This is a genomic window from Halanaerobium salsuginis, assembly GCF_900114545.1.
In the GTDB taxonomy this organism is placed as follows: domain Bacteria; phylum Bacillota; class Halanaerobiia; order Halanaerobiales; family Halanaerobiaceae; genus Halanaerobium; species Halanaerobium salsuginis.
The window spans coordinates 98,606-111,275 of sequence record NZ_FOTI01000001.1; the positions used below are offsets into that span (position 1 = coordinate 98,606).

12 protein-coding genes and 1 riboswitch are annotated in these 12,670 nt (G+C 34.1%); all 12 genes read left to right on the forward strand.

Annotated elements, in window-relative coordinates; all coding sequences use genetic code 11:
• Positions 1–39: 39 nt before the first annotated feature.
• Entirely contained in the window at positions 40–732 is a 693-nt protein-coding gene (locus BMZ74_RS00510; protein WP_089858001.1) for a Crp/Fnr family transcriptional regulator, read from the forward strand.
• Positions 733–838: 106 nt separating this feature from the next.
• Positions 839–1,726 carry a shikimate dehydrogenase gene (gene aroE / locus BMZ74_RS00515; protein WP_089858004.1) on the forward strand — a complete coding sequence of 296 codons (888 nt, stop codon included), beginning with the start codon at positions 839–841 and terminating at the stop codon, positions 1,724–1,726.
• Between the two features lie 162 nt (positions 1,727–1,888).
• A riboswitch (cyclic di-GMP riboswitch) is annotated at positions 1,889–1,974 on the forward strand.
• Between the two features lie 96 nt (positions 1,975–2,070).
• Positions 2,071–3,774: a GspE/PulE family protein gene (locus BMZ74_RS00520; RefSeq protein ID WP_089858008.1), complete on the forward strand. Its 1,704-nt coding sequence runs from the start codon at positions 2,071–2,073 to the stop codon at positions 3,772–3,774.
• Positions 3,775–3,800: 26 nt separating this feature from the next.
• Positions 3,801–4,862 (forward strand): type IV pilus twitching motility protein PilT, encoded by a 1,062-nt coding sequence (locus BMZ74_RS00525; RefSeq protein WP_089858011.1) that lies wholly within the window; start codon positions 3,801–3,803, stop codon positions 4,860–4,862.
• Between the two features lie 11 nt (positions 4,863–4,873).
• Positions 4,874–6,121, forward strand: a complete 1,248-nt coding sequence (locus BMZ74_RS00530; protein WP_089858014.1) for a type II secretion system F family protein — start codon at positions 4,874–4,876, stop codon at positions 6,119–6,121.
• A 380-nt stretch (positions 6,122–6,501) separates the two neighbouring features.
• Complete coding sequence (locus tag BMZ74_RS14730; RefSeq protein ID WP_089858017.1) at positions 6,502–6,924, forward strand: competence type IV pilus major pilin ComGC; 423 nt, start codon at positions 6,502–6,504, stop codon at positions 6,922–6,924.
• Between the two features lie 107 nt (positions 6,925–7,031).
• A complete protein-coding gene (locus BMZ74_RS00540; protein ID WP_089858020.1) occupies positions 7,032–8,711 on the forward strand; it encodes an O-antigen ligase family protein in 1,680 nt (559 codons plus the stop codon).
• Between the two features lie 30 nt (positions 8,712–8,741).
• Positions 8,742–9,182 (forward strand): type II secretion system protein, encoded by a 441-nt coding sequence (locus BMZ74_RS00545; RefSeq protein ID WP_089858023.1) that lies wholly within the window; start codon positions 8,742–8,744, stop codon positions 9,180–9,182.
• Between the two features lie 29 nt (positions 9,183–9,211).
• Positions 9,212–9,955 carry a prepilin peptidase gene (locus BMZ74_RS00550; RefSeq protein ID WP_089858026.1) on the forward strand — a complete coding sequence of 248 codons (744 nt, stop codon included), beginning with the start codon at positions 9,212–9,214 and terminating at the stop codon, positions 9,953–9,955.
• A gap of 15 nt (positions 9,956–9,970) precedes the next feature.
• Complete coding sequence (locus BMZ74_RS00555; RefSeq protein ID WP_089858030.1) at positions 9,971–10,426, forward strand: PilV family protein; 456 nt, start codon at positions 9,971–9,973, stop codon at positions 10,424–10,426.
• The gene (locus tag BMZ74_RS00560; RefSeq protein WP_089858033.1) at positions 10,423–10,914 is read left to right on the forward strand and encodes a prepilin-type N-terminal cleavage/methylation domain-containing protein; all 492 of its coding nucleotides are present in this window, start codon (positions 10,423–10,425) and stop codon (positions 10,912–10,914) included. The genes BMZ74_RS00555 and BMZ74_RS00560 overlap by 4 nt, the downstream gene beginning before the upstream one ends.
• Positions 10,915–10,929: 15 nt before the next feature.
• Complete coding sequence (locus tag BMZ74_RS00565; RefSeq protein WP_089858037.1) at positions 10,930–12,651, forward strand: hypothetical protein; 1,722 nt, start codon at positions 10,930–10,932, stop codon at positions 12,649–12,651.
• The last annotated feature ends 19 nt before the right edge of the window (positions 12,652–12,670 follow it).

Below are 12,670 nucleotides of genomic sequence, written 5' to 3' on the forward strand. Positions count from 1 at the left end.
GGAGGGAGAATACTATAAAGTAAGAGAGGTAGGTTGAATATGGAAGAAACCAAACAATGTTTAAAAGACTTAACTGTATTCCAGAACCTGGATCACGAAGAATTAGAAATGTTTTGTCAGAACTCTTATGCCAGGATATATGAAAAAGAAGAAGTTATATTTTTTGAAAATGACAGTGTAAAAAAACTTTATTTACTTGTTAAAGGTAAAGTTAAATTATCTATGCTTTCGGCAGAAGGAAAAGAAAAAGTCTTAACTATTTTGCAGGAAGGAGATATTTTTGGTGAGCTTTCTTTATTTGATGAAGATCCTCATCCTTTAACTGCTGAAGTTATGGAAACAGCAAGATTGTTAGTTATTCCCTGGCATGAATTAGAAAAGATGATTATCCAGAAGCCGAGTCTAGCAATTAAAATTATTGAAGCTCTAGCTAAAAAAACCAGACTTTTAACCAGTCAAGTTCGCGAGTTGGTTTTTCAGGATGCGGCAGGACGACTGGCTAGCTTATTATCCAGGTTAGCTGAAGATTTTGGAAGAAAAATAGAGGATGGAACTGTAATTGATTTGGTTTTAACTCATCAGGAAATTGCGAATTTAATTGGCTCCTCCCGAGTGACAGTAACTAAATTGATTAATCGTTTTATTGATGAAGGTTTAATGACAATTAAAAAACGTAAAATTATTATTTTAGATTTTGAATCACTGGGCGAAAGACTGCAGACTGTCTTTTAAAAGGAGATTCAATTATTTAAAGATAAATTTTACATAAATATACACGCTGGTTTTACCGGCGTGTTTTAGTTTTTATTATTTTGTAATTTACTGGAGGTAAATAAAGATGAGTATTTTTGTACCTGACACTGAAACAAAACTATATGGTTTATTAGGAAAAACACTGGGGCATTCAATTTCTCCTGTCCTGCATAACCAGGCCTTTCATGATTTAAAACTTAATGCACTTTATTTAATGCTGGAAACTGGCGAGCAGGATTTAGGTGAGTATGTGCAATCTTTAAAAAATATTGGTTTCTTAGGCTGGAATGTTACTATTCCACATAAAGAGACTATTATCCCTTATTTAAGTGGACTTTCTTCTTTAGCACGGGATGCAGGAGCTGTTAATACTGTTTTAAATAGAAGAGGCCGTTTAACTGGTTATAATACAGATGTGATTGGTTTTCAGCGTCAGGTAGAAGAGACTGGCTTTATAGTAAAAGATAAGCAGGCTGTTGTGTTGGGAGCTGGCGGTTCAGCCCGGGCAGTTATTGCTGCTCTAATTCAACTTGATCTGGCTAAAATAACTGTAGTTAATCGTACATTAGCTCATGCAGAAGAAGTAATAACTATTTTTCAGGAAAAAGCTCCAGCTGTTGAATTTGAATTCTGCGAATTAGAAGAAGAAAAATATGCGGCTTACATAAAAGATGCAGATTTAATTATTAATACAACTCCAGTAGGAATGTATCATGCTCAGGCTGAAACCAAGCTAGTTATTAACCCTGAATATTTTCATGATCAGCAGCTGGTACTTGATTTAATCTATAATCCTTTACCAACTGAGCTTCTCAAAGCAGCTCAGGCCAAAGGAGCACAAATTGGTAATGGTTTACCGACTCTTATCTATCAAGCAGAAGCTTCTTTTAAACTCTGGACTAAGAAAATGCCTGATCGTAGTAATTGGCTTAAGCTTGGTCAAAAAGCAGTTGCAGAGATTAATCAGCAGTAAAAATATTGTTATTTAGCTGCTCAATTTATTTGCCTGACATTAATTTTTTGATTATTAAATTTTTCACTGTACATTAAAAATAAATTAAGGTATAATTGGATTAGATTTTATAACTCAGGCTATTCTGGGTTTTAATCAACAATTTTAATTAAAAAGATAATATTTTATAAAAAGCAAAATAATTGAAAAATTATTACGCAAAGAGATAAGTCTAAGGAAGTAATTCTATGATTGTTATTTCTGCCTCAGGTCAAATTGCCAGTGATATAATTATGGCAATTTTTCTTTTATAAAATTATAGATAAATAATTATTAAATAAAGATTTGTTAAAGGTGGTGATTTTTTGGCTCCAAAAAAGCGTAAAAGATTAGGGGAATTACTGGTTGATCATCAATATATTACTAAAAAACAGCTTACAGATGCTTTAAATGTCAGCCAAAAGAGCAGTAAAAAGTTAGGAGAGATACTGGTTGAACTTGGCTATGTTAAAGAAAGAGATTTAATTGAAGTTTTAGAGTTTCAACGGGGAATTCCCCATGCTGATTTAGATAAATATTTTTATGATCCCAGCTTATCAGATACAATTCCTGAAAATATTGCTCGCCGTTATTTAGCCTTTCCACTTGAAAAAAATGAAGATGGCCAGTTAAAAGTTGTTATGGCTGATCCGACTGATATTGTTGCAATTGATGATCTAGAAATGCTGACCAATTATCAAATTAAGCCCCTCTATGGAGCACCAACTAAGATTAGAAAAGCACTTGATAATTTGTATGGTAGTGATAATCTGGATGTAGCTGATATTTTTGACGATTTAAAGTTAAATGAACTTGAGCTTAATGCTGATAATCAAAAAAGTGAAGCTGAGCTTCAGGAAGAAGAATTACGAGAAATGCTCGATGAAGCGCCAATTATTAAGCTTGCTAACTATATAATCAGCAATGCTTACCATAAAAAGGCCAGTGATATTCATATAGAACCAGAAGAAAATTCAATTAGAATTCGTTATCGAATTGATGGTGTTCTGCAGACAGAAATGCGTGCACCTAAAAACTCCCACCGGGCACTAGTTTCGCGGATAAAAATAATAGCTGATCTTGATATTACAGAAAGTAGAGTACCTCAGGATGGTAGGATCAAGATGGTTTTTCAGGGAGAAAAACTTGATCTTAGAGTATCAACTCTACCGACTATTAGGGGAGAAAAGGTCGTAATTAGACTCTTAACTCAAGATACCAATCTATTGGAATTAAACAATCTTGGTCTGTCAGCTGAAAATGAAACTAAATTTGAGAATTTAATTAAAAAAAGTAATGGAATTGTTTTATTAACTGGACCGACTGGCAGTGGTAAAACAACAACTCTTTTTGCTGCTTTAAATAAACTTAATCGAGCAGAAGTTAATTTGATTACAATTGAAGATCCAGTTGAGTATCAATTAGATGGAGTTTATCAGGTTCAGGCTCAGCCAAAAGCAGGCTTAACTTTTGCGCGGACATTACGTTCTATTCTGCGTCAGGATCCAGATATTATTATGGTAGGAGAAATGCGAGATGAAGAAACAGCCGAAATAGCTGTGCGGGCAGCCTTAACAGGTCATTTAGTTTTTAGTACTCTGCATACTAATGATGCAGTTTCTTCGCTAACTAGATTAATTGATATGGGTCTGGCTCCTTATCTAGTAGCAGCCGCGATTAATGGTGTTGTTGCTCAACGTTTATTGCGTAAATTATGTCCTCACTGTAAAGAGAAACGAGACCTATCACCAGAAGATAATTATTATTCTGGAGCTAAAGATCTTCAAGCAGCTTATTTTGCAGTTGGCTGTCCTGATTGTAATAATACTGGTTATCAGGGGCGAATTGCTATTCAGGAAATATTTGTACTAGATAATAAGATTAAAGAAATGATTGTTAATAATCAAAGCAAAGAACAAATCGAAGCCTATGCACGCCAGCAGGGTATGTTATCTTTAAAAGAAGATGGCTTAAAAAAAGTTGCCAGTGGAGAAACTGATCTGGCAGAATTGCAGAGAATAATTTTTTAAAAACTGTCAGGTTAGGAGTGATAAATTTGGATTTTGCTGAATTACTAAAAATAGTTTCAAATGATGATCAGATTTCTGATCTACATTTAACTGTATTTTCTCCTCCTTATATCCGGGTTAATGGAGATTTACAGCCTTATCTTAAATATAAGGAGAAGTTAACACCGGAAGATACAGAACGTCTGGCCCGGGAAATGATGACTGAAAGGCAGTATAAAGAGTTTAATGAGCTGGGAGAGATTGATTTTTCTTATCGTCTGCCAGGAATTTCCCGTTTCCGGGTTAATGCCTATCATCAGCGAGGAAGTGTCGGGATTGCCCTCCGGATAATTCCGAATCAGGTGCCAACTATCGAGCAGATGGGACTGCCAGATGTTTTAAAAAGTCTTGCTATGCAAAGAATGGGGTTAATTTTAAGTACAGGACCAACAGGTAGTGGGAAGTCAACTACACAGGCTGCAATTATTAATGAAATTAATCAGCATAAAAAATCGCATATTTTGACTTTAGAAGATCCAATTGAGTATCTGCATAAGCATAATAAAAGTCTAGTTCATCAGCGAGAAATTGGCAGTGATACCAGTAACTTTAAGCGTGGCTTACGGGCCTGCTTAAGGCAGGATCCTGATGTTATTTTAGTAGGTGAAATGCGTGATTTAGAAACAATTAAAATAGCTCTGGAAGCAGCTGAAACAGGTCACTTAGTACTGGCAACTCTGCATACTAATAGTGCACCAGCAACTATAGACAGGATTATTGATGCTTTTCCTGCTGGTCAGCAGGAACAGATTAAGATTCAACTTGCTTCCGTACTCAGTGCAATTATTGCACAGCAGTTAATTTCTAAAGCTGATAATAGCGGTCGTATTGCCGCCTTTGAAATAATGATTGCAACTTCAGCAATTAGAAATATCATCCGGGAAGGTAAGACAAATCAAATTTATTCAGCAATTCAGACTGGTGGCCGTTATAATATGATTACTATGGATAGCTATCTGCTTAATCTTTATAATGCTGGCCAGGTTAGTAAAAAAGAGGTTCTTCATCATTGTAATGATGTTAAATATGTTCAGGATAAATTGCGCTAGGGAGGTGCAGTATGGCAACCACTTTTTTTTATAAGGCCCGGGGCAGTGCAGGCCAAATTTTAGAAGGGATGATAGAGGCAGGTAGTAGAGAAGAAGTAGCTGGTCAGTTGCGTGATAAAAATCTTTATGCAATTAAAATTGAAGCTCAAGATCAGGCAGCAGCTAGTGCAGCTGGAAAAACCAGTCTACTCAATTTTGATTTAGCTGAATTATCATTATTTGCTAAAGGCTATAAAATTGCTGAATTAGCTAATTTTGCCCAGCGGCTGTCAGTCTTGATTGCAGCAGGAATTCCTCTGGTTAGATCAATTAATATTATTAAAAAACAGTCAAATGTTAAGCATGAACAGCAGATGTTAACTGAAGTACTGACAGATATTGAAGCAGGAGCAACTCTTTCTAACACATTACAGAAATTTCCCCGTTATTTTCCCACTTTATTTGTGCAGTTGATTAAGGCAGGTGAAACTGGTGGTGTTCTCGATAGTGTATTGGCTGAGTTAGTCGAATATTATCGTAATCGAGATCGGATTAATAAAGAAGTTAAGTCAGCTCTTTATTATCCAGTTGTAATTGTAATTGTAGCAATTGCAGCAGTTTTTATCTTGATGGGCTTTGTTTTACCAAATATCTTAAATATGCTGCTCAGTTTTGGGGGTGAAATTCCACTGCCAACTAAAATTTTGATGGCAGTCAGTAATTTTATTGCTGGCTATTGGTGGCTTATTTTATTAACAGTGATTGGGGCCGGAATTTTAATCAGGAATTATTTCAAATCACCAGTTGGGAAACATTTTCGTGATCAAGTTTTGCTTAAAATACCTGTTCTAGGTGATTTAATTCGTAAAGTAGCAGTGTCACGTTTTGCCAGCACTCTATCTCTGCTGCTGCAGAGTGGGGTTAATATTGTAAATGCTTTACCAGTGGTAGAAGAGGTAGTAGGTAATGAAGTTTTTGCAGATGTTTTATTGGAAACTAGATTAAGAATTAGAGAAGGGACAACTTTATCTGAACCAATTCAGAAAAGTGGCGAATTTCCTCCTATGGTAGTTCAGATGCTAAAAGTAGGGGAAGAAAGTGGTAATATTGAAGATATGCTTAACAAGGTTTCTGATTACTATGATTTAGAGGTTGCTAATGCAATTGAAGGTAGTATTTCTTTAATTGAACCAGCAATGATTATTATTTTAGCAGTGATTGTAGGAGGAATAGTTGCCGCAACTATTTTACCTTTATTTGCTGTTTATCAGAGTATTTAATTAACTAAATTTAAAATAATTTTAAATTAATGATGGTAAAAGTTTTAATCTTATGATAAAATATGATAAATAATATATATTTAGAAATTGGAGGCTGAGATTGTCGGTTGTTTTTACTGGGTACCCTTTGTACCGACAGGAGCCATTGGTACAACCGACCAGAATTAATTTTGGTCGGTTTTTTTATTTTAAATTTATTTTGAGGAGGTGGTCAGCACCTTGTAGGGGAGAATTTTATTTGTTTTAGTACAATTTTAAACAAAAGAGCTGTCTTTAACAGCTCAAAAATATTTTCACCTGGCTTTGATAAATATTTCTTAGAGTAGAGTTAGCAATTAGCTTAAATAATTTATCAGGCCAAAAACTTAAGGAGGAAAAAAATGAAAAATATCAGAAAAGTATTTAAAAGAAATGAAGGTTTTACATTAATCGAATTATTAATTGTAATTGTTATTTTAGGTATCCTGGCAGCAATTGCTGTACCTAACCTGGCTGGTTTAACTGACACAGCAGACAAAGCAGCTGTTCAGGCTAATATGCGGACTCTAATGACAGAGATTGAAGCTTTTAAGGCTCAGCACCCTAATTCAACTATAACAGTATCTACAACTGATGGTTTAGATATTTCATTTACTAATGCTGGTGGGGATACTTTTGATAGTAGTGCCGTCACTTCTTTGAATGATCAAAATGTGACTTTAACTACTCCGGAAAATGCTGATGCTGACTATAGTATTAAAGCGAGTATTGATAATTGGAGCGTTACAATAACTGATAGTGGAATCACTACCAGTGGTGAATAAATTAAATTAAATTTAAGGAGGGATTGACTTTGCAGCTAAATTAAACTGATTTAAAAAAGATCAATCTCTTCTTTTTAACTTTAGTTATTACTTTGCTGCCTGTTATTATGCATTTGAAACTGATTATTTTTGATTCATCTGCAGCAAAGTTGTGGGGTAGTTTTATTTATCTTGATTTTTATTCTTATTATAAAATGATTTTTTTATTAACTATCTCAGCCCTGATTTTAGTTATTTTTTTACTGTATTTACGAACCGAAGATTTGCTTATAACTAAGTATTATTTTCCGATGATTATTTATGCCATATTTATTTTACTGGCAGCAGTTTTTACTGAATACAGTGAAATTGTAATTAAAGGTTTTCCAGATCGTTTTGAAAATAGCTATGTGTTGTTGGCTTATCTAGTGCTGACTGTAGTTAGTCTTAATTTAGTAGCAGAAAAAGAATCAGTATTCTTTTTGCTAAAGGGGCTTTTAGTTGCCTCTGCCTTACTTTCCATACAGGGGATTTTTCAGTTTTATAATCTTGATTTATTAACAACTAGTTTTGGTAAACATCTAGTTACCCCATCCGGATTAGAATTTTTTACTAATCAACTTAGTTTTATCGGGAAAAAAGTTATTTATAGTACTCTTTACAATCCTAATTATGTTGGCAGTTATGCGGTTATGGTGCTGGCACTAGCTTTAACCTTTTTTATGCTGGCTAAAAGAAAAAGAGAATTATGGGTTTGGGGATTTTTAACTTTATTGTATTATAGTTTTTTAGTAGGTTCTCGTTCCCGGGCAGGATTTTTATCTTTTTTGGCAGTTATGGTGCTTTTAATTATAATTTTAGGCCGGCAGCTTAAAAAAAATTATTGCCGATTAATTGTAATTTTATTTTTATTTTGCCTAATCTTTGCTATAATGGGAGCAAGGAGTGTAGATAGCATTTTTAGTGATATTTTATTTCCACTTTCTGAATCAGAATTAGCTAAAGAAGCTTTGATTTTACCTCCCATTACTCAGGTTGATTTTAATTCGAAAAAGCATATTTTAACACTGTTTACTACTGAAGCTAAATTTAAATTTATTTTGCAAGATTCTCAATTTAAATTACTACAGCCAGATTCAGCATTAACAATAGTAAAGAGAAATAGTTCTGGCGTTGAATATGACTTTTTGCAATTTAATTTGAGCAAACATCAATTTTTAGCTAATTATAAATCTACTCTGAAGTGGAATTATGGTAGTAAAAAAGCAGTGTTTGTTTACCAGGATTCTAAACTTTATCTTAAAGGTATTCAGGGACATTTATTTCCTTTGACTAAAGTTGAGCATTGGGGATTTAGCGGCTATGAGCGGCTTGGTTCTTCCCGGCTTTATATTTGGTCTCGAACAATCCCTTTATTAAAAAAGACATTTTTTATTGGACATGGTGCAGATAGTTTTGCAATGTACTTTCCCCAACAGGATGTAGTAGGTAAACTAAAATATTTTAATGATCCAGCTATTTTAGTTGATAAACCACATAATCTTTATTTGCAAATTGCAATTAATACAGGAGTTTTATCTTTATTAGCACTATTAGTCCTATGGCTGAGTTATTTAGCTCAGAGTATAAATTTATATTTTAAAGCTAGTTTTAATTGCTGGGAGCAGAAAACTGGTCTGGCAGTTATGCTAGCAATTGCAGCCTATTTAATGGCTGGTTTTTTTAATGATAGCGTAGTTTCGGCAGCACCGATATTTTGGATTTTATTGGGAATTGGCATTAGAATTAATTTAAAGCAGTTAGACTAACCTGATTGCTAAAAAAATGGAGGCTTAGTTATGGAGAGACAACGGTCATTTAAATTGACTGAGCAGGGGTTTACCCTGATTGAACTTTTGATAGTAATTGTTATTTTAGGAATTTTAGCTTCAATTGCAATCCCCAATTTAAGTGGGATTACAGAAAAAGCAAGAGAAGAAGCCCTTACTTTTAATGTAAGAACTTTACAAACAGAAATTAGTGTTTATAAATTTAAGCATGACAATTATCCTGCTGCAGCTGATACAGCAGCTTTTATTAATAATTATCAAGCTGAATTTAATGCTCTAAAAAGTATTGTAGGAGAAGTTGGTACTGCTAATTTAGCAACTGATTATTATTATGCTAGTAATGGTAGTGACTATGTTTTTTCAGTTAAGTTAACTGATGATTTGTTTATTGGGATTTCCAACCAGAGTGGTCTGGAGACTGATTTAACAGGACATCTCAGTCTAGATTAATAAAACTAAGAAGATTGGATGGCGATCAGATGCTTATTTTTATCTTTATTTTAGGACTTTTAATCGGCAGTTTCTTAAATGTGGTAATTTATCGACTTCCCCGGGGCGAATCAATTGTTTTTCCTGCCTCACATTGTCCAGAATGTGGCCATCAGCTGGGAGCACTAGAATTAATACCAGTAGTAAGCTATCTTTTTTTACAGGGGAAGTGTCGTGCCTGTGCTAGTAAAATAGCAGTAACTTATCCACTGATTGAGTTAACAACTGCTTTAATTTTTGTGCTTAACTATTTATATCTGGAAAATTTAACTGTGCTGTTAGCTGGTTTAATTTTTTCTTCCTTATTAATTGCTCTAACAGTGATTGATTATCAAAAACAGATTCTGCCCGATAAATTAACTCTGGGCGGCTTAATAGTAGGACTTTTTTTAGCTTTTTTTAGAAGTGATTTAGCTATGGGACAGGCAATTTTGGGTCTTTTAGCAGGGGGAGGATTTCTATTAATTCTGGCTTACTTAAGTAAAGGTGGTATTGGTGGTGGTGATATTAAGATGATGGCTATGGTAGGTAGTTTTGCTGGCCCTGTAATTGCCGTTACAGCAATTTTTTTAGCAGCTGTGCTGGCACTTTTATTTGCTTTACCAGGAATTTTCAAGGGTAAATTACAATTAAAAAGCAAATTACCTTTTGGACCTTTCTTAGCTGCAGCCTCACTTTTACTCTGGTTCTGGGAAGATATCTTCTTTCATTTTTATTTGAATTTGTTTATTTAGCCAGGGAGGTATTTAATGAATATATTTAGAGAACAGGCAGGGATAACACTTATTGAAACAGTTATAACCTTGTTTTTAATAGTGCTGTTAATTACTGCTTTTGCGGCAGCCTTGATTACAGGTGTGCATACTCAGGCTCAATCAGCTAATCGTAAACAGGCGATTAATCTGGCAGCTGATCTAGCTGAGCTGCTGCACAGTAAAAACGAATCTGGTCAGAATCTGTTAACTCAAATTATAAAAGGTGAAAATCTTAGTTATGATTCAGCTAGTTTTAATTTAACTAATGAGTTATTAAGTAACTATACAAGCGATTTTAATTTAATTGGCAATGATCAGCAAGTTCAGATTAAATACAATACTTTCGGTGATTGGCATGATTTGTTAAACCTTACTATTCAGGTTAACTGGCAGGATAGACATAGTTATCAGGAGAGCTTAAAAACTTTATTGGCAGTTGGTCTATCATGATTAAATTAATAAAGCATTTTAATGGCTCAGGTTTTACTTTACTGGAGATAATTCTGACTTTAATTATTTTTTTATTAATTTCTTTGATTGTTACGCCAATTTTAATCTCAAGTTTTGATATTTTAGATAGCAGTAGTACTGAAATGAGCCAGGATCAATTATTAGCTCTTGCTCAGCAAAAATTGGCTGCTTATCTTAGAACAGCAATTGCTGATTCGACTAATCAATTTGGACAAGGGAGAAATAACTGGACGTTTTCTGGTTATAGCTCAGCTGTTGATGAAAATAAATATCGACTTAATTTAATTAATGATACTTTATATCTTCAGATTAATAGTCAGCCTCAGCAAATTATTTTGCAGAATGTAAGTGGCTTCTATATTAGACAATTGACGACTAAAAATAGATTTTTGATTTATTTAGAAACTAATGTTGAAGGTAAAACAGAACAGCAGCGAGAATTTGTAGTTTCGCGAAACTACAACTAGAAAGGAGAGTATAGAATGAATTATATTAAGAATAAACAGGGTATAGCTTTAATATTTTTATTAATAATTTTAATTGTAGTTGCTACTTTAGTTTTTGCTCTCCTCAAATCTGATTTATTTGATTTACATTTTAAAGATGAGATGATCAGTCAGCAAAAAGCTTTTTATCTGGCAGATGCTGGTGCAGAAAGACTTATTTTTTTATTTAGGAAATCAGGCAAAAAAATATTTTTAGAAGATTATGAAGATTTAACTAGTGATGATACTGATTTTATCAAGGGTAAAAAAAGACAGCTGGCTGATTATGAGGGCTTTTATCAGATTACTAATCCTGATTATTCGATCGAAGATGATCAGGTTTCAGTTGATATTTTAGGCAGTTATTCAGGTTTAGATAAAAAAATTGGCTTAACCTTTGACTTAACATCTTCTAATGAAGGCGGCCCTTTTAATAATGCTTTATTTGCTGCTTCTAGTAGTGGTGGAGGTTCGGAACCTGTTATTGCCATGTCTGGTAGTGCCAAAATAGACGGTGACATTAAGACAAATGCTACTGCCTATAATGAAGTTAGTGTAGATCCAGCTGCTCAAATAGATGGTAATTTAGACCTTGATTATAGTGAAGAAGCAGTTACAGAAGCTGATGTTAAAGTGGCTAAAAAGCCTGGTGATCAGGTCTGGTCAGCTGCGCACGGAGCCTATCGTCCTTCAGATGGAATTATCTGGTATAATGGCTTTTATTATAAGGCTAAATATTATACTACTTCAGCTCCAGATGCAGATAGTTCCTGGTCACGTCAAATCCCGGCGGGAGACGCCTGGCCCTGGTTTAAAAATCAGACTTATAATACTGGAGATGAGGTCTGGTATAATGAGCAAAAATATGTAGCAAAATATAATACTACCAATGATAAACCTGCAGACTCTGCTGCCTGGGAGCGAATGGTTAGAAATGTTAGTGGTTCTATTAATAATTTAGAGCATCAGGATTATCCAGATCCTGAATTTCCTGATTTCCCAGATGATTTATCTCTGCGGAGTGATTTTACAACTCCATGGACAGAATCTGGTGTTTATACTATTGCGGAAGATGGTCAATATAATAATATTTCTGTAACTTCTGATCGAACTTTAACCATTGATTTAAACAACAGTACACGAATAATTAGAGTAAACAACCTTAATCTAAATCAGGGTCATATTGTTTTGACAAACAAAGGAGAAAATGGGCGGCTGATTTTATATGTTGGTGATGAGTTTACAATGACTGGCAGCAGTGATATCAATTATCTGTCAAGTAATAATTCAACAGAGCCAAATCAAATTGATGATGTAATGTTATACTATGCTGGTGATCAGGCTGTTAATCTTGGCGGATCTACTCATTATTATGGGAATATATTTATTGAAAAAGCTGACTTAAATATTGGTGGTGGTAGTGGTGTTATGGGGAATATTATTAGTCGAGGTTCAGCAATTAATATTTCTGGAGGAACTTCAGTTGATACTAGAATAATTTATGCTCTAGATTCTAAAGTAGATATTTCGGGTGGTGCATATGTAGAGGGAACTGTAATGGCAAATAGCTTTAATATTTCGGGAGGAACCACTTTAAAATATGAGCCCAGCAATTTAGATAGTTTTCCCTTTGCTGATCTTTTTACTCCTGAAGAAGAAGAGGAACTTAAGGGAGGTGGGACAGCTCAAGATAATTTAGTTAAATGGTATAATAATTAACCTTTTTAAGGGGGAAGAA